This window comes from Sphingomonas sp. MS122 (assembly GCF_049532975.1).
In the GTDB taxonomy this organism is placed as follows: domain Bacteria; phylum Pseudomonadota; class Alphaproteobacteria; order Sphingomonadales; family Sphingomonadaceae; genus Sphingomonas.
Window position 1 is genome coordinate 1,911,640 of sequence record NZ_CP186695.1, and the last position, 22,979, is coordinate 1,934,618.

Genomic DNA, 22,979 nt, shown 5'->3' on the forward strand with positions numbered 1-22,979 from the left:
CGCGCGGTTCATGTCAGCACCCCATAGTCTCGCGCCATGCGGCGATAGAGATCGAGGAATTCGGGATCGGCGTCGTAGCGGCCGCCAGGGTCGCGCCGCCGCGGGGCGGGCGGCCCAGGCGTCGCGCCGGGCGCCTCGGCGGCGTTGAGGCCCTGCGCGAGCAGGTCGGGACGGGGGCCTTCGCCGGCGCTCGCCCCGTCCTTGCGGAAGATCGCTTCCTGGTGGCGCGTCGGCTCCCAGATATAGCTGCCCCAGCCATTGGGATGGGCGTGGACGAGATCGTTGAGGTAGCGCTTGCGCGACGAATATTCGAGCGCGAGGAAGCCGAGATCGGGATAGCGGCGGCCGAATTCGCGAAAGGTGCGCGCCCAGTCGCCCTGCGCCGCCTGCTGGTAGCAGGAGAAGCCGAGCGCGTCGAAGCGCACGCCGCGTTCGATCAGGCTGTCGGTCCAGTGGCGGACGATCTCCCAATGCCGTCCGAGATGGTTGTGCAGCGCCACCGGCACGCCGGGAAGCTGCGCGCGCGCCGCGGCGATGCCGGCCTTGAGCAGCGGGGCGAACCGGTCGTAGCCGCCCGCGCCGGGCGCCGACACATGTTCCTTGTCGGTCACCGGGTTGCCGGTGGGGATGGTCAGCGGCACGCGGCCGTCGGGCCACAGCATGCCGAAGGTGGTCTCGTTGCCGAGGACGACGAGATCGGGCGCGACCCCGGCCGCCTTCATCGCCGCGAGCACCTCGCCGGTGTGGCGGTGGACGGCGTCGACCAGCCTGGGGAAGGGCAGCTCGGCCCAGGCGGCGGGCTTGGCCTGTTTCTGCGGATCGGCCCAATTGTCCGAATAGTGGAGCGTGAGCGACAGGTGCATGCCCGCGGCGCGGACGCGCCGCGCAAGGGCGACCGTCGAATCGACGCTGCCCCAGGGGCCGCCCGGCTTGCCCTTCGAATAGCCGTTGGCCGGGTCGACGAAGGTGCGCAGCTTGATCGCGTTGAACCCCGCGCCCTTGAGGATCGAGAGCGGATCCTTCGGCTCGCCATTCTCGAAATAGCGCGCCCCGGCGGCCTCGTCCTCGGGCACCCAGGTGACATCGGCGCCGATCAGATAGGGCCGGGGCCGCTTGCCCGACGCCGCGCGCGCGGAGACGCCGGCGGCGAGCGTCGCGCCCGCCACCGCCGCGCCGAAGCCGCGCCGCGTCAGTCCGCTCGGGTGGCGGCGTGGGTTCATGCGAGATGGAACATCGGCTCGAGCGGCCATTCGCGCGGCCGGTTGCCGGGCTCGACCTCCATGATGTCGGCCATGTGATCCCACCAGCGCCGCATCACGGGATGGTCGGGCAGCGTGTCGCGCCGGTTGTCCGCTGCGAGCTTCAGCGTCGCGAACAGCGCGCCGCTCTCGGGATCGAGGAAGATGTGGTAGTCGCTGATCCCGGCGCCGGTGAGCAGCGTGGCGAGCTCCGGCCAGATCTCGTCGTGCCGGCGGCGATACTCCGCCGCCATGCCTGGCTTGAGCTGCATGCGAAACGCAAGCGTCTCCGGCTCCATCTGGCTCTCCTGTCCCCTTTGCCCCTATCCCTATGCCGCACGGGACGAGGCTTGAACAGTCATATTTTGAGAGTTGATCCCGTATTATGAGATCGGATCGAGCTTCTGGCGCCGCAGCCAGTCCTCGAACAGGTCGGGCCAGAAATGGCCGGGGCCGGTGGGGTCGCCGGGCTTGCCGAATCCGTGGCCACCGACGTCGAACACGTGGAGCGCGCTCGGCACCCTCCTCGCGCGCAGGGCGGAGAAGAGCATCAGGCTGTTCTCGGCGGGCACGGTGCGGTCGTCGGCCGCGACGGTGACGAAGCTGGGCGGCATGTCGGCGGGGATGTTCTGCTCGACCGACCAGCGCGCGATGCGTTCGGGCGCCTGGTCCTGGCCGATCAGGTTGCGGCGCGACGGGCCATGAGCATAGGGCGCGGTCATCGTGACCACGGGAAAGAACATGCCGGCAAAGGCGGGGCGGGCGGACGTCCGGTCGAGCGCGTCGAGCGGCGCGTAGCTGGTCTCGGCGAAACGGCTGGCGAGCGTTCCGGCGACATGGCCGCCCGCCGAGAAGCCGATCACCCCGGTCTTGACCCCGGGCCCGGCCTCGCGCGCGAGCAGGCGGAAGGCGCGCTGCGCATCCTGGAAGGGCGCGTCGGGCCCGGCCGTCCAGCCGTCATAGGGCAGGCGGTAGATTAAGGTGCCGACGAGGAAGCCGCGGCTGGCGAGGAAGCGCGCCATGCCGCCGCCGCCCCGCGCGGAGGCGACGCGCTCATAGCCGCCGCCGGGCGCCATCAGCAGCGCATAGCCGTTGGGCCTGGCTGGCCGGACGATGCCGAGCGTCGGCTGGGTCACGCCGTACCAGGCGACGTCCTCCGGGCCGGAGGTGGCGCTGCGCGGCACGGCGCGCTGCTGCACGGTCACCTTCTCGCCGCCCGGCGCGCGGCCCGGCCAGATCGGAACGATCCGCGCCGGCGCCAGGACGGGCTCCGCGGTCCGGGCCAGAACGGGAAGCGCGGCGCCGGCGGATCCGGCGGCGAGCAGGTTGCGGCGGTTGATCATCAATTCCCCTCCGGGCGGCGGTCGCTGCGCAAGCCGCTTGCGGGCAGCGCGAACTGCTCGGGCGCAAGCGGGCGTGCCGGATCGTAGCTTCGTGCTTCGGGCACGACGTGTTGCGCGATCGCCGGCACCGCGGCGCCGAGCTGCGACGCGACCATATGCGCGAGCTCATAGGCGCCGTAATTGTTGTGGTGCGTCCTGTCCTTGCCGCCGTCGTTGAAGGCGAGCGGCGCGCGCGCCGGGCCGAGCGCTTCGTAGAAGGTCACGCTCATCGGCGTGAGGTCGATCAGCGCGACGCCATCCTCGCGCGCGACGCGGCGCACGGCGTCGGGATAGTCGCCATGGCTCGGCTTGATCCGGCCCGCATCGTCGAAATTGCGCCGCTCGGGCGAGGTGACCAGCACCGGCGTCGCGCCGCGCCGCCGCGCCTCGGCGACATAGGCGCGCAGCCAGGCGGGGAAGGTGCGGACCGGATCGGCGTAGGTCTGGGGCCATTGCGCCTTCTGGTCGTTGTGCCCGAACTGGATCAGCAGCACGTCGCCCTTGCGCATGCGTGACAGGGCCTTGTCGAGCCGCAGGCCGGTGAGGAAGGATTTGAGCGTCTCGCCCGACTTGGCGTGGTTGGCGACCGCGACGCCGTCGTCGAGAAAGCGCGGAAGCATCTGCCCCCAGCTCGCCGCGGGCTCGGCGCGCTGGTCGGTGACGGTCGAATCCCCGACGAGGTAGACGGTCGGCACGTCCGCGGGCTCGATCGCGATGCGGCTGACATGCCGCGACGCGCCGAGAAACTCGAGCGTGAGCCTGTCGTCCCAGGTCGCGGTGCCGGCCTCGCCCTCGGGCAGGCGGACGGCGGTCCCGCCGGGGGCGTTCTCGGGCGGCGGGGGCAGCTGCGGGGTGCGGATATTGACGACGAAGCTGCGTGTGACGGTGCGGCCCGCGGGCGTGCGCACCGCCTCCAGCATCAACCGCCGTGCCTCGGCCTTGACCGTGGTCTCCGCGGCCTGCTTGCCGCCGAGCACGAGCGTGACCCGGTAATTGCCCTCGGGCAGCTTGACCGAGAAGCGCCCGGCATCCTCCCAGCCATAGCCGCGCGCCGCATCATAGCGGGCGTCGGGCGCCACCAGCACATGGCCCTCGGCCGCTCGGTCGAACGCGAAGCGCGCGGTCTGGGCGGCGGCGGGCAGTGCGAGCGGCAAGGTGAGCATGGCGATCAACAATCTCATGGAGGTCCGCTCTGCGAGGGTGGTGCGTCAGTTGGTCAGGCCAATTCGCGGGTCATAGGCCCGTCCGGGCCACGACTCGGCTGCGCTGAGCGTCGAAATCCGCCTCGGCCTGCTTCATCAGCTCGAGCCGGGTGGCGTCGAGCAGGTCCGTGGTCACGCGCCGCAAATGGCTCCGCATCGCCTCGCGCGCGGCCTGCGGCTCATGCGCCTCGAGCGCTTCGAGGATCAGCCGGTGCTCGGCGACGCGCGGCATCACGCCTTCGCGGCGCGCCTGCGCGAACATGCGGATGCACAAGGGCGAGCGCTCGCGCACGTCCCACAGCGTCTCGATCGCGGAGCGGATCAGCGTGTTCCCGGTCGCCGCGGCGATCGCGAGGTGGAAGCGCCGGTCGGCGTCGACCGCCTCGGGCGCGTCGGCGTCGTGCTCCATCACCTCAAGCAGGTGGCGCAGCTCGGTCAGCGTCTCGGCGTCGATCGAGGCCGCGGCGAGCGCCGCCGCCTCGCCCTCGAACAGGGTGCGCGCCTCGATCAGCTCGAACGCGCCGACATCGAGCTCGGCCTCCGCATCCTCGCGCGACGGGGGCGCCTGGGTCACGTAGATGCCCGATCCCTTGCGCGCCTCGACCAGCCCGCGCATCTCGAGCGCGATCATCGCCTCGCGGATCGTGGGGCGGCTGACGGCGAATTCCTCGGCGAGGTCGCGCTCGCTGGGCAGGCGCGCGCCGGGCGCGAAGCGGCCTTCGGCGATCGCGGCTGCGATGTCCTCGGCGATCCGCTGATAGAGTTTCTGGGCAGGCATCATCGCCGCAATTTCCCTCACCGGCCGCGGCGAGACAAGCGAAAAGCTGCTCGACCATTTGGCCTTGCCAATTTAAGATGGTTGGTCAACAATGTGAGACATTGTTCCGTATTGCGGAAAATTGGTGAACGGGGAGGGTGTATGCGGCGTCTGGCGGCCGGCGGGATATTGGCGATCGCGGTGCTGGCGCCGGCGGGCGGGGCGCTGGCGCATGACGCCTCGCGCGTGGTCGCGTCGGACCGGCGGACCTACAATCTCAACCCCGACTGGCGGACGGTGTGGGGGGACGTCGCGGGCGCCGAGCAGCCCGGGTTCGACGATGCCGGCTGGCAGCGCGTGACGCTGCCCAACGCGTTCAACGAGAAACAGGCCTTCGCGCGCGACATCCGCGAGCTTTCGACGGGCATCACCTGGTACCGCAAGCGCATCACGCTGCCTGCCGGGGAAGCGGGGCGCCGGGCGTTCCTCGAGTTCGAAGGCGTGCGCCAGGCGGCCGAAGTGTGGGTCAACGGCAAGCCGGTGGTGCTGTCCGAGCATGGCGCGATGGCGTTCGGCGCCGACATCACCGCGGCGCTGCGTCCGGGCGAGAATGTGATCGCGGTGCGCGTCGACAATGACTGGCGCTACAAGGAGCGCGCGACCGGCAGCGGGTTCCAGTGGAACGACCGCAACTTCAACGTCAACTACGGCGGCATCACCAGGAACGTCCGGCTGCATTTGACCGGAGCGCTCTACCAGACGCTGCCGCTCTGGTCGGCGCTCGGCACCACCGGCCAATATGTCTGGGTCGACCAGTTCGACATCGCGCGGCGCGCGGCGACGGTGCATGCCGAGACGCAGGTGCGCAGCGCGGCGGGCGCCGACCGCCGCGTGACGCTGCGGGTCGAGCTGCGCGACCGCGACGGCAGGCGCATCGCGAGCTTCGACGGTGCGCCGACGGTAATGAAGGCAGGGGAAACGCGCACCCTGTCCGCGGCGCGGCGCCTGACCGGCCTCAATTTCTGGAGCTGGGGCTATGGCTATCTCTACACCGTCACCACCAGCCTGATCGAGGACGGCAAGGCGATCGACAGCGTCGACACGATCACCGGCTTCCGCCAGACCAAATTCGCCGATGGCATGGTCGAGCTCAACGGCCGCGTGATCCAGATGCACGGCTATGCCCAGCGCACTTCGAACGAGTGGCCCGCGGTGGGCGTCTCGATCCCGCCCTGGATCAGCGACTTCTCCAACGCGCTGCTGGTCGAGAGCGGCGGCAACCTGGTGCGCTGGATGCACATCGCGCCGTCGAAGCAGGACGTCGAATCCGCCGACCGCGTCGGCCTCATCCAGGCGATGCCCGCGGGCGACGCCGAACATGACGTCGAGGGCCGCCGCTGGGAGCAGCGCAAGGAGGTGATGCGCGACGCGATCATCTACAACCGCAACAACCCCTCGATCCTGTTCTACGAAGGCGGCAACGAGAGCATCAGCGAGGCGCACATGGCCGAGCTGAAGGCGATCCGCGACCAGTACGACCCCAAGGGCGGCCGCGCGATCGGCTCGCGCGAGATGCTCGACAGCAGGCAAGCCGAATATGGCGGCGAGATGCTCTACATCAACAAGAGCGGCGACATTCCGATGTGGGCGATGGAGTACAGCCGCGACGAGGGCGCGCGCGCCTATCAGGACGAGTTCACGCCGCCCTTCCACAAGGATTCGCCCGATTACAACCGCAACCAGGACAGCCACGCCGCCGAGGACGTGCGGCGCTGGTGGGATTATTATCGCGTGCGCCCCGGCACCGGGAAGCGGGTGAGCTCCGGCGGCGTCAACATCATCTGGTCGGACAGCAACACGCATTTCCGCGGCGACAACAATTACCGCCGCTCCGGCGAGGTCGATGCGGTGCGGCTGCCCAAGCAGGGCTTCTACGCGCATCAGGTGATGTGGAACGGCTGGGTCGATCCCGAGAAGCCCGCGACGCATATCGTCGGCCATTGGAACTATGCGCCGGGCACGGTGAAGGACCAGATGGTGGTCTCGAACGGCGAGCGCGTCGAGCTGTTCCTGAACGGCCGCTCGCTGGGCGGGGGCGCGCGCAGCCATGGCTTCCTGTTCACCTGGCCCAAGCTGGCGTGGCAGCCCGGCACGCTGCGCGCGGTGGCGACGCACGCCGATGGCCGCAAGTCGGAGTTCACGCTGGAGACGACCGGCGAACCGGCCGCGCTCAAGCTGACCCCGCGCACGTCGCCGCGCGGCTTCGTGATGGACGGGGCGGACATCGCGCTGGTCGATGTCGAGGTGGTCGACGCCAAGGGGCGGCGCGTGCCGACCGCTTACAACAAGGTCTCGTTCGACCTCGCCGGGCCGGCCGAATGGCGTGGCGGCATCGCGCAGGGCGATTCGACCGGCAAGGTGCGGCCGGACAAGCCGGTCGCGCAGGAATCGATCCCCGGCACCACCAGCCATCCGGGCACCGCGCGCGCCGAGGACAATTTCGTCCTGTCGCGCGAGCTGCCGGTCGAGGCGGGCGTCAACCGCGTGCTGCTCCGCGCCGGAACGCAGTCGGGCACGGTGCGTGTGACTGCGAGGGCCGAGGGGCTGAAGCCTGCCGAGCTCATCATTCCGGTGGTGATGCCCAGGGCGCCGTCGGGCGGGCTGTCGCTCGATTTCCCCGAGGCGCACCAGAGCGGATCGCTCGTGCGCGGACCGACGCCGGCGACGCCGTCCTATCGCGTGACGCGCACGACCCATGTGCCGGCGCAGGTGGTGGCGGGCGACAACGACGCCGAAGCTGCGAAGTCGATCGACGACAACGAATTGTCGCGCTGGTCGAGCGCGGGCAAGCCCGACACGGCGTGGATCGAGTATCGCTTCGATAAGCCGGTGACGCTGAGCGAGGTCGAGCTGAAGCTGGTCGGCTGGCGCACGCGGGCCTATCCGCTGCGCATCCTGCTCGACGGCAAGCCTGTGTGGAAAGGCACGAGCGAGAAGAGCCTCGGCTATGTCGGCATCGCCTTCGCGCCGGCGACCGGGCGCGTGCTGCGGATCGTCCAGACCGGACCAAGCGCCGATCGCGACGCCTTCGGAAACATCGTAGAGCTCAGCACCGCGCGCCAGGCGGGCGACACCGGCGCCAACGAGGTGTCGCCGGGCTGGCGGCTCGGCATCGTCGAGGCGGACTTTCACGGCCCGGTCGCGGGGCGCGGCGGGAAACAGCGGTAAAGGGGGCGGGGCGGCTGACGGTCAAGGGCAAAGCCCGGGTCGTCAGCTGCCCTTGCGCAGCAGGTTCAGCGGCGGTTTCGGCTCACCAGCTCCACATCGTCCCGTCCTCGAGCCGCGCGACGGGGAGATAGGCGGGCTTGTAGGGATATTTGGCGGCGAGCGCCTCGTCGATGTCGACGCCATGGCCGGGCGTCTCGCCGCAGTGCAGGTGCCCGTCCTCGAAGCGGTAGTCGTGCGGGAAGACGGCGTCGGTCTCCTCGGAATGGCGCATATATTCCTGGATGCCGAAGTTCGGCACCCAGGTGTCGAAGTGCAGCGCGGTGCCCATCGTCACCGGCGACAGGTCGGTCGCGCCGTGGCAGCCGGTGCGGATCTGATAGAGGCTGGCGAGATCGGCGATGCGGCGCAGGTGCGTGAGCCCGCCCGCGCCGACGATGGTCGCGCGGATATAGTCGATCAGCTGGTTCTGGATCAGGTCCTTGGCGTCCCAGATCGTATTGAAGATCTCGCCCACCGCGAGCGGGGTGACGGTGTGCTGGCGGATCAGCTTGAACGCTTCCTGGTTCTCGGCCGGGGTCACGTCCTCGAGCCAGAAGAGCTGGTAGGGCTCGAGCATCTTGCCGAGATTGGCGGCTTCCTGCGGCGTGTAGCGGTGGTGACCGTCATGCAGCAGGTGATGGTCGAAGCCATAGGTCGCGCGCAGCTTGTCGAACAGCTTGGGGACATAGTTGAGCGACTTGCGCGTGTCCCAGCCGGTAACCGAGGGCAGCGCGGCGTCGGCCGGCTCATAGTACAGGGTGCCGCGGCCCACGCCATATGCGTCCTTGATCCCCGGCACGCCGGTCTGCGCGCGGATCGCCTTGTAGCCCATGTCGATATAGCGGCCGACCGCCTCGACCGTCGTCTCGATGTCCGCGCCGTTGGCATGGCCATAGACCATCACCCGCTCGCGGCTGCGCCCGCCGAGCAGCTGGTAGAGCGGCATCCCCGCCATCTTGGCCTTGATGTCCCACAGCGCCACGTCGACTGCGGCGATCGCGCGCATCGTGACGGGCCCGCGCCGCCAGTACGCGCCCTTGTAGAGATATTGCCAGATATCCTCGATCCGCCGAGGGTCCATGCCGATGAGGCACGGCGCGACATGATCCTCGAGATAGGAGACCACCGCGAGCTCGCGCCCGTTGAGCGTCGCGTCGCCGATGCCGTAGACGCCCTGATCGGTCTCGATCTTGAGAGTCACGAAATTGCGCCCGGGGCAGGTGACGATGACTCGAGCGGCGATGATCTTCATGTTGCGCGTTCCAGTTGACGAGAGATCGACGCTTAGCAGCTACCTTGCCAATATCAATGATATTGGTAAGGCCAAATGGCGGGAGGCGAAGTCTCGCTCGTTTCAGCTCGGCGCGATAAATAGCGATGGCATTTCGCGCGGTTTATCCCATATATTGAAATGGATGTTCCACAACGTGCCGCCCGGTCGGGCGGCGATAACCGGCGCACGACCGCGCCGGACAATGGCAGAGGCAGGACGAGGATGGTTGCAGACGAGAAAGAGGCATCGGCCGGGCTCAAGGGCGTTCAGACGCTGATGCGCGGGCTCGACATCCTCGACCAGGTGATCGACGGGCCGGTCAAGGTCACCGACCTCGCCCGCAATCTCGCGCTCACCAAATCGACCACGCACCGGCTGGTGCAGGCGCTGCGCACGCGCGACTATCTGTCGATCACCACCGACGGCTATTCGCTCGGCCCCAAGCTGCTCCAGCTCGGGACGATGGCGCACGAGCAGGTCGACTATGTCCGCCTCGCCCGACCGCACATGGAGGCGCTGTCCGAGCAGACCGGCTATTGCGTGTTCATCGGCAAGCGCGAGGGCGACTGGTCGCGCCACCTCGAGCGCGTGACCGGCCGCCAGCGGCTGCGCGTCGCCACCGCCCCGGGCGATCGCCGGCACATCGTCGAGACCGGGCTCGGCAAGGCACTGCTGCTCGACGAGGACAGCGAGACGCTCACGCGGCTGTTCCGCGCCGCGCGCCCCGACGCCGACGCCAAGCGGCTCAAGGCCTGGCTCGGCGAGATCGAGGCGCATGCCAAGCGCGGGGTCGTCACGCACGAGAGCGAGGCCGGCGACGGCGTGCGCTCGGTCGCCGCGCCGATCCGCGATTCCAAGGGCAAGATCGCGATCGCGCTGAGCATCGCGGGCGCGTCGGTCTATCTGACCGACGAGGTGATCGAGAACCTGATCGTGCCCGTGCGCAACGCCGCGGCGGACGTGAGCGCGGTGCTGGGTCACGCGACCCGCTGAGGCCCGTCGGCATCCGGAGGCCGCGGCTGGGCCTTTCCTCACCGTCACGCCGGCCTTGTGCCGGGGTCCACAGCGCCGCAAGCGCGGGAAAAGAGGCGAGAGGACATCGCCGGCCGCATGGTGGATCGCGGCACAAGGCCGGGATGACGGTGGAGCTTGGTGCTCGCGAACCAGCTCAAACCGAGTGTCGATTCCTCCCCGGGGGTTCAGCACAACCGAATCCGACCTTCCGCGTCAGGCCAGCGCCTCGAACCGGAAATTGGCGAAGCGCGCCCCGCCCTCGCCCGCCGAGTAGAGGCCGGGGCGCAGCATCAGGAAGCCGCCGCGGACATTGTGGTGGTAGCCCGACACCTCCATGCCGCGGTCGAAGCGGGTCCAGGTCTTTCCGCCGTCGCTCGACGTGTCGTAGGTCACGATGTGGCGGTCGTTGGTGACGCGCATCCGCATCTTCCGCCCGTGCGGATTGGCCGGACGGCCGCGCTCGATGCCGTACTGGTGGGTGACGAAGCGGCGCTCGTCGAAGCCGAGGCCGCAATAGAGCTTCTCGTCGTAGAACAGGATCAGGCCGGCGACGCCGCCCGGCGCGATCTCGATGTCGCATTCGAAGCGATAGGCGGGGTCGCCCGCGATCAGCAGCAGGGGCGAGGAGGTCGACGGCGCCGCGCCGCGCGCCTTGAGCGCCAGCGAGCCGTTCTCGACCCGGGCGCGCGACCGCTCGTCGGCGGCGGGCTTGAAGAAGTTCCACTTGGTGCCGAGCGCGAGGGTCTTGAAATCGTCGGACAGCTTCATGCCGTGCGGCCCGGCCTTCTCGCCGCTCCGGGGCTTGGCGATCGGCTGCGAGAGGTCGCCGCCCTTCATGCGGAACCAGCCCTCGGCGGTCCACTCCACCGGATCGAGCAGGGTCTGGCGGCCGAGCGTCCAGAACCCGTTCTCGAAGCCGTGATAGACCGCCCACCAGCCGCCGTCCGGCCCCTCGACCAGCGTGGCGTGGCCGCGCGACCACCATTTTTCGTCGGCCGAGCGCGTGCGCACCAGCGGGTTGTGCGGGCAATTCTCCCACGGGCCGTTGATCGAGCGCGAGCGCGCGGCGATCACCATGTGCCCGGTCGGCGGGCCGGCGGTGCCGCCGACCGCGGTGATCATGTAGAACCAGCCATTGTGGCGCGTGATCTTGGGGCCTTCGGGGGCGAACCCCTCGACGATCCAGTCGCTGGGATAGCGCCAGGGGTCGTAGACATGCTCGGGCTCGCCGATGCGCGACAGGCCGTCGTCCGACAGCCGCACGCGGTCGCCGCCCGACAGGAACAGCCAGCGCGACCCGTCCTCGCCCACGGCGTGGCCGGGATCGATGTGGTTGGGCAGCTTGAGATCGATCGGCTCGCTCCACGGCCCCTCGATCCTGTCGGCCCAGATCACCCAGTTGGTCGTCGGGTTCTTGGTCGGGATGTAGAGATAATAGCGGCCGTTGTGCTTGCAGAGTTCGGGCGCCCACACCGAGCCGATGTTCGTGGTCAGCGCCGCGCTGATCGGGCGCCAGTTGATCAGGTCGCGCGAGTGCCAGATGACCAGGCCGGGATAGGATTCGAAGGTCGAGAAGGTCATGTAATAGTCCTTCCCGTCCTTGAGGATCGTCGGGTCGGGATGGTCGCCCGCCATCAGCGGGTTGAGGAAGCGCCCGTCGCCGAGATCGGGGACGCGCTGATTGTCGAAGCCGCGCTTCCAGTCCGGCGCGGGTTGCTGCGCGACGGCGCGGGCGCCCGCGGCGGCGGGGGTCAGAAGCGTGCCGCCGCCGGCAAGCGCGGCGCTCATGATGTCGCGTCGGTTCAGTTGCATCCCGTGATCCTGAAGGTGAGTGATCGTTTAGGCGAGGACCTTCCCGGCCCAGCCGGCGAACAGCTCGGGCCAGATGGCGACCGGCTTGCCGGCGGTATTGCGCAGGCCGAAGCCATGGCCGCCTTGGGCGAAGAGGTGCGTGTCGACCGCGATGCCCCTGGCGCGCAGCGCGGCGCGGAGCAGCAGGGCATTCTCGACCGGGACCGAGGCGTCGTCCTCGGCATGGACCAGGAACACCGGGGGCGCGTCGGCGGGGACGTTGAGGTGCGGCGAGTGCGCGCGCTCGAGCGCGGGGCCCGCATCCTTGCCGATCAGCAATTCGCGCGAGCCGGCATGCGCGACGGGCGCGGTCATGCTGATCACGGGATAGATCGGCGCGGCTGCCGCGGGACGCGCCGGAAGGGCGTCGGCGGCGTCGACCGGATCGTAAGTGCGCGTCGCGAAGCGGGTGAGCAGGTCGGCGCAGAGATGTCCCCCCGCGGAGAAGCCCATCGCGGCGATGCGCTCGGGATCGACGCCATGGTCGCGGGCGCGGTGCCGGATCAGCCGCATCGCGCGCTGCGCGTCGGACAGGGCGACGTTCGGGCCGGCCGCCCAGCCGTCGCCGGGCAGGCGGTAGAACAGCACGAACACGGTATAGCCGCGCGCCGACAGCCAGCGGCCGAGCTCATTGCCTTCCTTGTCGACGACGACCCAGCGATAGCCGCCGCCCGGCATGATCATTACCGCCGCGCCATTGGGCTTTTCCGGGCGGAACACGGTGAGGCGCGGGCGGACGATGCCCTGCACCGAGCGGTCGTGGAAGGTCGGGTCCTTGCTGCGTTCGTTGACCAGCTCGACCGGCGGCCTGGCGGGCATGCCCGGCGCGCCGTTCGGCCACAGCTCGATCGTCTCGGTCGGATCGGATTGCCCGGCCGGCCCCGGCATTCCCGTGGCCGGCGGGGCGATCTGGCCGAAAGCGGCGGAGGCGAACACCGCCCCGCCGCCCGCAGCAGTCAGAAAAGCACGGCGGCCGGGCCGAAAAAACGTCTCGTTCCGGTCCGCCATGCTCCCCCTCTCGGTCACATCTTCACGCGCGCGCCGACCAGGATGGTGCGGCCGAAATGGTTGTTCTCGTAATTGCGGCGCACGTCCACATCCACCCAACGCTCGCGATAGGCATCGGTCAGGTTGGTGCCTTCCACCGACAGTTCGAGATAGTCGGTCAGCTTGTAGCGGATCGACGCGTCGACATTGGTGATCGGTGCATAGCCCTCGAAGATGTTGCCCGTGGCCGAACCCGCGTCGTTGAAGCCGTCGCGATAGCTTACCGACGCGCGTGCGCTGAACTTGCTGTCCTCATAATAAAGCGTCGCGTTGAACTGCTTCTTGGACAGACCGTAGAGCGTGTCCTCGCGCGTCACGTTGGGCAGCGCGCCGCCGGGAGCAGTCGCCGGACCCTGCTGGGTATAGACCGCCGAGGAATCGACGAAGGTCGCGTTCACGATGCCGCCGAAGTTCGACAGGAAACCGGGCAGGAACTTGAACGGGGCCTGCAGCGCGATCTCCGCGCCCTTGAGTGATGCCCCGGTGCCGTTGCCGGTGGTCGAGATCGTCCAGATCGGCTGCGACTGCTGTGCCGGATTGAGCGCCGCGGGCGAGGACGGGTTGAGCAGCGACGGCGACAGGCCGGTCTCGGTGAACGTCCCCGATTGCGAGATCGCGACGGGGAAGCTCTCCACATTCTTCTTGAACAGCGCCACCGAGAAGATCGACTGCGGCGCGAAATACCATTCCACCGCAACGTCGAAATTGGTGGCGCGGAACGGCAGCAGGTCGGGATTGCCGCGCGTGATGCGATAGTTGAAGCCGTCCGCCGAACCACCCGGCGTGAGGTTGCCCAGCGAGGGCCGTGTCATCACCTTGGCGATCGCACCGCGGACGATCACGTCCTTGTGTGGGTAGAAGGCGACGTTGAGCGCCGGCAGCCAGTCCTCATAGTCGCGCTCGACCGGCGCGACGTTGGTGATTGCATAGGAGGTCTGGTCGGTACGGACATAGCGGATGCCCGCATTGAGCGCATATTCCAGGCCGAGCAACTCGCCCTTGGCGTCGAACTGGAGGTAGCCGCCCGTCGTCTCCTCCCGCACGCCGCGATTGTTGCCGAGATCCGGCGTCGCGGTACGGCTATAGAGCCGGGTGTAGTCGGTCGCCGCGGCCAGGTTCGGGATCAGCCACTGGGTCGTCGTACCGCTGGGCGCGTCGGCGCCGCGTAGCGTGAACAGTTCCGACAGGGCAGACGTAACCGGGAAACCATAGATGGCGGTCGGGCCGAAGGCGGAGCTGGGCGAGCAGGTGATCGTACCCAGCACGCGATCGACGCCGCCATTGCCGCACACGGCGGTGTCGCGCGTGAAGGCGGTGACGTCGAAGTCATAACGCCGCCAGACCGCGCCTGCCTTGACGGTGAAGCCCTCGGTAACGTCCCATTCGGTGCGCAGCTGCGCGGTCTTGAACTTGTTGACCACGCTCGACGGACGGTCGCGGATCTCGGCCAGCTGGAAGTTCCCGGGCGTGGTCACGCTGGTCCCGAAGGTCAGCGTCGGGAAGTTCATGTTGCGATAGTCGTAGCTGTAACCTTGCGCATCGCGGTCGTCGAACACGATCGTCGTCTCGACCGGCACCTGCGCATCCGACTTCGAGAAGCCGCCGAGCAGCGTGAAGCGGAAATTGTCGGTGACGTCCTGGTCCCAGCTCGCGCCGATCTGGTAGAATTCGGTCTCGGTCTTCTTGAAGAAATGCTCGGTTCGCACCCAGGCGTCGTTGAGCGTCGCCGCGATCATGTTGTTGTTGTCGTCATAGATCGGATTGACGACATTGATCGAGCGCTCGTTGGAGCGCAGCAGCACCTCGCCCCATTTCTCGCGACGGTCGGCCTTGAACTTGGAATAGAGGCCGTCGATCGAGATGCGAGTGGCCTCCGAGGGGGCCCATTGCAGACTGCCGGTAAGGCCCAGGCGTTCGCGATAATGCGTGACTTCGCCATAGCGCGGGATGCGCGGGTGGAAGGACAGGGCGGCGCGATCGCAGGCGGCGCTGGGGACGTAGGTGCCGCCGCTGTTGGCGGTGGTCCAGCAATTGGTGCCGTCAACCGAATCGAAGCGCGCCTGCGCCCAGCGCACGGTGTTGTTGCCGATCTCCTTGGTGCGGGTCTTCTGATAGGCAGCGGAGACCGACGCGCCGAGCGTGCCGTCGGGCGACTTCCAGCCGATCAGGCCGGCGACGCGCGGGCCCCAGGTATCGGACAGGTCGTTGTAGCTGCCCTGCGCGGAGGCGGCGAAAGCGAAGCCCTCCTTGCCCTTCAAGGGATTGCCGGTGTTCAGATCGACCACGGCGCCGAGCGAGCCCTCGTCGAGGTCAGCGGATGCGGTCTTGTGGACCACGATCGAGCTGAAGAGTTCCGAAGCGAACACGTTGAAGTCGAAGGCGCGATCGCGGTTCGAGGCGGCGCCGTCATGGCTGGTGGTGATCGTCTCGAGCCCGTTGACGCGGACGCGGGTGAACTGCGAGCCGAGGCCGCGCACGGTGATCGCGCGGCCTTCGCCGCCGTCGCGCTGGATCGCGATGCCGGGGATGCGCTGGAGCGATTCGGCGAGGTTCTGGTCGGGGAATTTGGCAATGTCCTCGGCGACGATCGCGTCGACCGCGGCGACCGACTCGCGCTTCACGCTGAGCGCGGCGTCGAGCGAGGCGCGGAAGCCGGAGACGACGATCTCCTCGGGCTCCTCGGCGGGCTGGGCCTCCTGCGCCTGGACGGCGGTTGCGATGACTAGGGCCGAGGCGGCGGCGAGCAGCCGGGCTCCCGGACGGCGATGAAGGACACGCATTGAACTTCCCCTCTCAATCGGCGTCAGATGACACCGGTAGCTATCTTCGCCTCCCGCTCTCCGGCGGCGGGCGAAATGACGTTCGGGAGGGGTGCCGGTACCGCGATTCGCGGCGAAATCAGCGCGATCCTCCCGTTTTCGCCGCGTTGTGGCGGTCTCGCACCAGTCATTTTGTTCTTGAGAAACCGGTGTCATTGGCACATTGTTCGCTTAAGCCGCCCGTGTCAAGAAGGCGCGCCGAGGGATTCGAGGATGCCAAATCCGCCGCGGCGGCGCGGGAATGGGAGGCTGGAATGCGCATGATGCTATTGGTGCTGGGCGCCATTCTGCTCGGAGCCGCCATGCCGCCGCCACCTGCCGTGCTGATCTTCAGCCACACCACCGGATACCGCCACGCGTCGATCGAGCCGGCCCGCGCCGCGCTCACCAAGGCGGCGCAGGCAAAAGGCTATGCCGTGACGGCGAGCGAGGACCCGGCGCTGTTCGACGACGCCGCCAAGCTCAAGGGCTTCGCGGCGATCGTGCTGGTGAGCACCACGACCCGGCCTCAGGAAGATTCGTCGGGCGAATGGCTGGTCGGCGCGCGGCGTGAGGCGCTGCAGGCGTTCGTACGCGGCGGCGGGGGCGTCGTCGGCATCCACGGCGCCGCGGATTCCCACTACAACTGGGACTGGTACGGGCGGATGATCGGCGCCCGCTTCGCCCGGCATCCCTCAGGCACGCCCAAGGGGACGGTCACCCGCGCCGAGCTCGACCATCCCTCGATCCGCGGCCTGCCGGCGACGTTCGAGCTGGTCGACGAATGGTATTGGTTCGACGATCTCGATCCGCGGCTGCGGCCGCTGCTGCTGCTCGACCCGGGCTCGATCGGCGAGAAGGGCGCGAACCCGCGACCGCTCGCCTGGGCGCATGAATTCGAGGGCGGGCGAGTGTTCTACACCGCGCTCGGCCACACGGCGGAGGCGTGGTCGGATCCGCGCGTGGTCGGCCATGTGATGGGCGGGCTCGACTGGACGATCGGGCGCGGCGCGCGGCCGATGGTGGTGGTCGACGAGGCCGCCAGGCAAGTCGACGAGCCGCCGCCGCACGGCAAGATCGGGATGAGCACCGCCTGGCGCATCACCGACGGGGTGCCCGGGCGGATGATGGAGTATCGCAAGCGCGCGCTTCATCCCGGCGCCGCGATCGGGGTGCATCCGATCGCGCATGACGAAGTCTATGCCGTCGTCTCGGGCGAGGGCGAGGTCGTGTCCGACGGGGTCACGGCCAGGCTCAAGCCGGGCATGACCGCCTATCTCTACACCGGCGCGCAAGTCGGCATCCGCCAGACCGGCACCGCGCCGCTCGTCCTCATCATCAGCTATCCGCTCGAGAAGGTCCCCCAGAAATGATCGCACGCCGCACCTTGCTTGCCGCCTCCGCCGCGCTCGCGCTGACGCCGGGGCCGGCGCTGGCGCAAGGCGTGTCGAAGGCCGAGGTGACCGCGACGATGAAGCGGGCGACTCGCTTCATGGTCGAGAAACTCGCCTATCGCGGTGGCTATGTGTGGTCGTACCTGCCCGACCGCTCGCGCATCTGGGGCGAGCTCGAGGCGTACAAGACGATGGTGTGGGTGCAGCCGCCGGGCACGGCGACGATGGGGCACCTCTACCTCGATGCCTATCACGCGACGGGGGACGAATATTACTATCAGGCCGCGGCCAAGGCGGCCGAAGCGCTGATCGCGGGGCAGCTCCCCAAGGGCGGGTGGAATTACTTCATCGACTTCGGGGGGCCGGAATCGACCAAGCGCTGGTACGAGACGATCGGCCGCAACGCCTGGCGCATGGAGGAATTCCAGCACGATTGGGGCAACGCCACCTTCGACGACGGCGGCACCGGCGAGGCGATCCGCTTCCTCATCCGCATCTTTGTCGAGAAGCGCGAGAAGCGCTTCAAGCCCGGGCTCGACAAGGCGATCGACTTCATCTTCGCGAGCCAGCTGCCCAATGGCGGCTGGCCGCAGCGCTGGCCGCGCGTCGCCGATGGCGGGCTGCACGGCAAGCCCGACTATACCGGCCTGATCACCTTCAACGACGGGGTGATCCACGACAATATCGACGTGCTGCTGACCTATCACCAGGCGATCGGCGACAAGCGCATCTTGCCCGCGATCCGGCGCGGCATGGACATCTATCTCGCGACCCAGCAGCCCGCGCCGCAGGCCGGCTGGGGGCTGCAGCATATGATGGACTTGAAGCCCGCCGGCGCGCGCACCTATGAGCCCAAGGCGCTGGTCACGCACACCACGGCGTCCAACATCGAGCAGCTGATGAGCTTCTATCGCCTGACCGGCGAGGCGAAATATCTCGCGCCGATCCCGGCGGCGCTCGACTGGCTCGAGAGCGTGCGGCTGCCCAAGGCGCTGCAGGAGGGCGCGCGGCAATTCCCGACCTTCGTCGAGATCGGCACCAACAAGCCGCTTTGGGTCCATCGCCGCGGGTCGAATGTCGTGAACGGCGAATATTACACCGACTACGACCCCACCCACACGATCGGCCACTACAACGCCCGCCGTGGGATCGACGTGGCCAAGCTGCGCCGCGAGTACGAGAAGCTCAAGGCGACGCCGGGCAAGACCGCGTCGAAGGATTCTCCGCTGCTCAAGGGCCGCCAGCCGCTCAAGAAATACTGGATGGCCGAGGTCGAGGCGGGCTCGGACATGAACGCCACCAAGGGCGGCAAGGACGCCAGGTCGCTGGTCGGATCGCTCAACGCCGAAGGCTGGTGGCCGACCCAGCTGCGCGCGATGAGCCATCCCTATGGCGGGCCGGGATCGAAGACGGTGGCGCCCGGCGACTTCCGCTCGACTCATGTCGGCGACGGCACCGACACCTCGCCCTTCGACGTCAAGGACGGCCCGATCGGCATCTCGACGGGCACCTATATTGATCATATGATCACACTTATTAAGGCGCTTCAGAGATGAGCTAAGGCAGGAGGTGGCATGAGCCGGCGGTTGGGTTACGTTTCGCTGCTGGTTTTGGCCGGCGCGGTTCCCGCCGCGGCCGCCACCCCGGGTTCCGATGGCGATCCCTGGTACGTCCGCGAGGACTTCAAGCCCGTCCGCCGCATCGCGATCAGGATCGCCAACGATCTCGACCAGCCGCGCAAGGCAACCCCGGTGGTCATCACCCCGGCGCAGATCCCCGAGCTCGCCGGGATGCACGAGCTGACCGTGACGCTGGTCGATCCGCGAGGCGTTCCGCGCCCGGCGCCGACCAAGGAACAGCTCGCGATGATGGGACCGCACGGCATCCGCCAGGAGACGAACGGGCGCCAGCTCGACCTGCAGATGGACGATCTCGACAAGGACGGCGTGTGGGACGAGCTGTTCTTCCAGGCTGATCTGAAGCCGCGCGAGACGCGGACTTATTATCTCTATCTCGGCTTCCACCAGCGCGGCTGGAACCCGCATGGCGCGGCCGCCACGATCGGCAGCTATTCGCGCCACACGGTGCCCTTCTGGGAATCGGGCAATGTCGGGTGGAAATTGTGGTTCGCCGACAGCGCCGACGTGTACGGCAAGCGCAAGAACATCCTGATCGCGCCGCAGATCCTGTCCAACAACTGGGACGGCTATGCGGTGTCGTACATCGATCCGGCCTATGGCTCGGACATCATGTCGGTCGACGACAGCTTCGGCGGCGGCGGGATCGGGCTGTTCGAGACGCCGGGCAGCGATCGCGTCTCGCGCCCGCGCTTCTCGCCCAACGCCGATGCGGCCGAGCGGTGGAACACCAACCAGCTCAAGGACACGCGCTACGCATTCGAGGTGATCGTCAACGGCCCGCTGCGCGCGATGGTGCGCGTGAAGACGATGAACTGGAACACCGGCAAAGGCCGCTATGCGCTCGAGCAGGTGTACACGGCCTATGCCAACCACAATTACGCGACCGCCAAGGTGCAGTTCCACCAATGGGAGCCGGGCGCCAAGGGCGTGCAGTTCGCCGCCGGCATCCGCAGGAAGGCGGGCGAGACGCTCGGGCTGCGCCAGGGCGGCGTGGTGGTGACCACCGCGCCCGAGGCGATCCGCAATCCCGATGACACGGATTCGACTCAGAACGCGCTGACCGTGAGCTATGCCGGGATCGGGCTGGTGGTGAAGGACAGCTATGGCGCGAAGCATGTCGCGGTGGCGCAGCAGCAGGGCAACGAGCTGTTCCGCTTCCCCGAGCGCGCCGATGGCAAGTACGAATATATGATCGCCGCCGGGTGGAGCGAGGGCGAGGTACTCAAGACCGCCGCCGAGTTCCGCGACTATGTGGTGGGCGTGGCGAAGGAATATAATTCGCCGGCGCGGCTGGCGGGGTTCGAGGTGCAGGTGCGGGACTAGGGCCGGGCACGCGCTATTGCGGGTTCGGAAGGTCGCAAAAGTCACACTCACACGCGTGCGCGCGACGGGCGGTCGCGATCCGGGAACGAGAGCAGCGGCGGAGCATCGGGCCTGCATCCGACAGGATAGAGCAGGCGAAATCCAACATTGCCATCCTTATCCTCCCCTCCCTCCGGGGGAGGAATGGAAGGCTGGTCAGCGCGTTGGCATCAAGCGAAGGCTCAAGTCCCCGGCTGGATATAGGGCACCCGCGCGAACAACTCGCGCTGCCATTTGCGCGGGTCGTTCGCCACGCGGCTCTTCGCGTCGAACAGCATCGTCTGGCGCTGGGGCAAAGTGTGCTTGGGCCAGGCGGGCACGCCCGCGCCGTTGGGGTCGCCCTTGGCCGCGAGGTTGACGAAGGCGCGCATCATCGTGGCGGAGGCGGCCTGCGCTCCCGGGCCGGTGCCGGAGACGGTGCCCTCGGCGCCGATCGTGCCGAACACCAGCGGGATGTCGTGGGTGTGCGCCGCGCCGCGCTCGGGCGCGACCGGGGAGGTGAAGTCGAGCTGATAGACCCAGGCGGGGACGCCGGCCTTCGCGCGCTCCTCGGCCTCGATCACCTGGCCGCGCCAGCTGCGGCCGGCGGTGGTGGCGGCGTAGAAGACCTCGGTCACCGACCAGCTCGGATATTGCCGACGATACTCGGCGACGACCCATTCGGGATGCGCGTCGATGCGCAGGCGCGGGGCGATGCGCTCGGCGAGGTTGGTCCAGTCGAGCGTGCGCACGACCTCCGAATTGGGATCGTCGAAGGCGCGGGTCTCGTCGCGGGTGTTGCCGAGGATCAGCGGGATGCGGTTGCCCAGCGGGTTGGCGTCGGGCCAGAAGGGGTGGCGCACCAGCCACTTCATGTCGAGCACCGGGCCCATATAGACCCCGCCGCCGAGGATCGGGTCCTCGGCGCGCAGGCCCTCGATCAGCTTCTCGACGGGCATGTCGAGCAGGTCGCCCGGCTTCGCCTTGAGCCGGTCGAGCAACGCCTGGGCGCGGCGGGTGGCGTTGAGCGGGCCGCTGGCGGTGACCTGCTGGCCGGACATGGTCGCGGCACGATGGAACAGGCCCTTGGCCGCCGGCATCCCCATCAGCGTCGCGATCTTGGCGCCGCCGCCCGACTGGCCGAACAGCATCACCCGCGACGGATCGCCGCCGAAGCCCGCGATGTTGTCGCGGATCCATTGCAGCGCGAGGATCAGGTCGAGCTGGCCGATGTTGCCGCTGTCGGGGAAGCGTGGGTCGAGCCGGGCGAGGTAGAGATAGCCGAGCGCGTTGAGCCGGTGGTTGACGGTGACGACGACCACATCGCCCTTTTCCGCCAGCGTCTGGCCGAACACCTGCGGCTCGATCACGCTGCCGTTCGAATAAGCGCCGCCGTGGAAATAGACCATCACCGGGCGGCGCGCGTTCGCATTGACCCCAGGCGTCCAGACGTTGAGGAACAGACAGTCCTCGCGCTGGCTGACCGCGCGGCCGGTCTGCGGGCAGCTCGCGGCGAAATCCGTCGCAGCCAGGGTGTCGCGCGATGCATCCGGCGCCGTCGCCGGGCGGAAGCGCGCGCGGCTGGTGTCGTTGCCGTAGCGGATTCCGAGGAACGCCTGAACCGCGCCGTCGCGCTTGCCGCGCCAGCGCCCGGACTTACCGGTGGCGACCGGGTCGGACTGGGCAAACGCGGTGGAGGGGAGGGCGGCCAGTGCCGCGCTCGCCCCCAGCAGCGTCCGCCGGCCAATCATCGAACGGCTCTCACCGCCGGACGTCCAGGCCGCCTTCGAGGAAGGCGTCGATATCGGCCTGACGGAACAGGCTGGCGTCGCCCGGCAGCGAATGCTTGAGGCAGGTGAGCGCGAGGCCCGAGGCGACGGTCGCCTCGAGGTCCTGGCCCGAGAGCACCCCGTGCAGGATGCCCGCGGCATAGGCGTCGCCGCCGCCGATGCGGTCGATGATCCCCGCGACCACGACTTCCTCGGTCTGGTAACCGCGCTCGGGCGTGTCGACGCGCGCGGCGATCCGGTGGCGGTCGGCATCGTCGACATGGCGCGCGGTCGAGGCGATGCGCTTCAGGTTCGGGAAGGCGGCGAAGGCGGCTTCGGCGGCCTCGCGGCGGCGGTCGGGGCCGTCGCCCGAGAATTTTTTGCCGAGCAGCAGCGAGACGTCGCGATGGTTGCCGAACATCGTGTCGGCGAGGCTCACCAGCTCGGTGAGGACGGCGCGGGGATCGCTGTCCCAGGCTTCCCACAGGCGGGCGCGATAGTTGCCGTCGAAGCTGATCGCGACGCCCATCGCCTTGGCGGCGCGGGCGGCCTGGAGTGCGGCCTGCGCGGTCGCAGGCCCCAGCGCCGGGGTGATGCCCGAGAGGTGCAGCATCGCGGCGCCGTCGAGCAGCGCCTTCCAGTCGAACGCGTCGGCCGGGGCCTTGGCGAAGGCCGAATCCGCGCGGTCATAGACGATGTCCGAGGCGCGCAGCCCGGCGCCTTGCGTGAGGAAGTAGAGGCCCATGCGGCCGTCGCGATATTGCACGCCGCTGGTGTCGGCGCCCTGCGAGCGCACGAACTGCACCGCGGCGCGGCCCAGCGCATTGTCGGGCACCGCGCTGACCATCGACACGCTATGGCCGAGATTGGCGAGGCCGATGCCGACATTGGCCTCGGCGCCGCCCACCACCACGTCGAGCCGCGGCGTCTGCAGCATCAGCTCGCGCCCCGGAGCGGTCAGGCGGAGCAGCAATTCCCCGAAACAGACGATACGGCCGGCCATGAT

At 68.6% G+C, this 22,979-nt stretch carries 16 protein-coding genes and 1 pseudogene; 6 read left to right on the forward strand and 11 right to left on the reverse strand.

Going from position 1 to position 22,979, the window contains the following annotated elements:
• Positions 1 to 8: 8 nt before the first annotated feature.
• The 5 genes from ACO227_RS09080 to ACO227_RS09100 all read right to left on the reverse strand — a co-directional run bounded on the left by ACO227_RS09080 (position 9) and on the right by ACO227_RS09100 (position 4,621).
• A complete protein-coding gene (locus tag ACO227_RS09080) occupies positions 9 to 1,220 on the reverse strand; it encodes a glycosyl hydrolase 53 family protein (protein WP_423607042.1) in 1,212 nt (403 codons plus the stop codon).
• Positions 1,217 to 1,510, reverse strand: coding sequence for an L-rhamnose mutarotase (locus ACO227_RS09085; RefSeq protein ID WP_423607043.1), 294 nt, complete (start codon positions 1,508 to 1,510; stop codon positions 1,217 to 1,219). Before ACO227_RS09085 ends, ACO227_RS09080 begins: the two co-directional genes overlap by 4 nt.
• Before the next feature lie 111 nt (positions 1,511 to 1,621).
• Complete coding sequence (locus tag ACO227_RS09090; RefSeq protein ID WP_423607044.1) at positions 1,622 to 2,581, reverse strand: alpha/beta hydrolase; 960 nt, start codon at positions 2,579 to 2,581, stop codon at positions 1,622 to 1,624.
• Positions 2,581 to 3,801: a rhamnogalacturonan acetylesterase gene (locus tag ACO227_RS09095; protein ID WP_423607045.1), complete on the reverse strand. Its 1,221-nt coding sequence runs from the start codon at positions 3,799 to 3,801 to the stop codon at positions 2,581 to 2,583. Before ACO227_RS09095 ends, ACO227_RS09090 begins: the two co-directional genes overlap by 1 nt.
• A 52-nt stretch (positions 3,802 to 3,853) precedes the next feature.
• Complete coding sequence (locus ACO227_RS09100; protein WP_423607047.1) at positions 3,854 to 4,621, reverse strand: FadR/GntR family transcriptional regulator; 768 nt, start codon at positions 4,619 to 4,621, stop codon at positions 3,854 to 3,856.
• Positions 4,622 to 4,741: 120 nt separating this feature from the next.
• Here ACO227_RS09100 and ACO227_RS09105 point away from each other — a divergent pair, with 120 nt between their 5' ends.
• On the forward strand, positions 4,742 to 7,807 hold the full coding sequence (locus ACO227_RS09105) for a sugar-binding domain-containing protein (protein WP_423607048.1): 3,066 nt from the start codon (positions 4,742 to 4,744) through the stop codon (positions 7,805 to 7,807).
• A gap of 82 nt (positions 7,808 to 7,889) precedes the next feature.
• On the opposite strand, the gene manD is transcribed toward ACO227_RS09105, so the two are convergent.
• Positions 7,890 to 9,098 (reverse strand): D-mannonate dehydratase ManD, encoded by a 1,209-nt coding sequence (manD, locus tag ACO227_RS09110; protein WP_423607050.1) that lies wholly within the window; start codon positions 9,096 to 9,098, stop codon positions 7,890 to 7,892.
• A 243-nt stretch (positions 9,099 to 9,341) separates the two neighbouring features.
• Between manD and ACO227_RS09115 the strand changes: the two genes are divergently transcribed.
• Positions 9,342 to 10,112 carry an IclR family transcriptional regulator gene (locus tag ACO227_RS09115; RefSeq protein WP_423607052.1) on the forward strand — a complete coding sequence of 257 codons (771 nt, stop codon included), beginning with the start codon at positions 9,342 to 9,344 and terminating at the stop codon, positions 10,110 to 10,112.
• 234 nt (positions 10,113 to 10,346) lie between these two features.
• Here ACO227_RS09115 and ACO227_RS09120 read toward each other — a convergent pair whose 3' ends face one another.
• The 3 genes from ACO227_RS09120 to ACO227_RS09130 are packed head-to-tail and all read right to left on the reverse strand — an operon-like array spanning position 10,347 to position 15,811.
• Positions 10,347 to 11,945 (reverse strand): family 43 glycosylhydrolase, encoded by a 1,599-nt coding sequence (locus ACO227_RS09120; RefSeq protein WP_423607053.1) that lies wholly within the window; start codon positions 11,943 to 11,945, stop codon positions 10,347 to 10,349.
• A 27-nt stretch (positions 11,946 to 11,972) separates the two neighbouring features.
• Positions 11,973 to 12,992, reverse strand: coding sequence for an alpha/beta hydrolase (locus ACO227_RS09125; RefSeq protein ID WP_423607055.1), 1,020 nt, complete (start codon positions 12,990 to 12,992; stop codon positions 11,973 to 11,975).
• Positions 12,993 to 13,006: 14 nt separating this feature from the next.
• Complete coding sequence (locus ACO227_RS09130; protein ID WP_423607056.1) at positions 13,007 to 15,811, reverse strand: TonB-dependent receptor; 2,805 nt, start codon at positions 15,809 to 15,811, stop codon at positions 13,007 to 13,009.
• Positions 15,812 to 16,152: 341 nt separating this feature from the next.
• On the opposite strand from ACO227_RS09130, the pseudogene ACO227_RS09135 reads away from it, so the two are divergent.
• The 4 genes and pseudogenes from ACO227_RS09135 to ACO227_RS09150 form a co-directional block, all read left to right on the forward strand.
• Positions 16,153 to 16,767, forward strand: a pseudogene (locus tag ACO227_RS09135) (ThuA domain-containing protein); the annotation flags it as partial.
• Between the two features lie 39 nt (positions 16,768 to 16,806).
• Positions 16,807 to 17,202, forward strand: a complete 396-nt coding sequence (locus tag ACO227_RS09140) for a cupin domain-containing protein (protein WP_423607321.1) — start codon at positions 16,807 to 16,809, stop codon at positions 17,200 to 17,202.
• Positions 17,199 to 18,779, forward strand: coding sequence for a pectate lyase (locus ACO227_RS09145; protein ID WP_423607057.1), 1,581 nt, complete (start codon positions 17,199 to 17,201; stop codon positions 18,777 to 18,779). The genes ACO227_RS09140 and ACO227_RS09145 overlap by 4 nt, the downstream gene beginning before the upstream one ends.
• 18 nt (positions 18,780 to 18,797) lie before the next feature.
• Positions 18,798 to 20,186 (forward strand): DUF4861 family protein, encoded by a 1,389-nt coding sequence (locus tag ACO227_RS09150; RefSeq protein ID WP_423607059.1) that lies wholly within the window; start codon positions 18,798 to 18,800, stop codon positions 20,184 to 20,186.
• Positions 20,187 to 20,407: 221 nt separating this feature from the next.
• Here the strand turns inward: ACO227_RS09150 and ACO227_RS09155 are convergent, their stop codons facing one another.
• The gene (locus ACO227_RS09155) at positions 20,408 to 21,955 is read right to left on the reverse strand and encodes a carboxylesterase/lipase family protein (protein ID WP_423607061.1); all 1,548 of its coding nucleotides are present in this window, start codon (positions 21,953 to 21,955) and stop codon (positions 20,408 to 20,410) included.
• Positions 21,956 to 21,965: 10 nt separating this feature from the next.
• Positions 21,966 to 22,976 carry a PfkB family carbohydrate kinase gene (locus tag ACO227_RS09160; RefSeq protein ID WP_423607062.1) on the reverse strand — a complete coding sequence of 337 codons (1,011 nt, stop codon included), beginning with the start codon at positions 22,974 to 22,976 and terminating at the stop codon, positions 21,966 to 21,968.
• Positions 22,977 to 22,979: the final 3 nt, after the last annotated feature.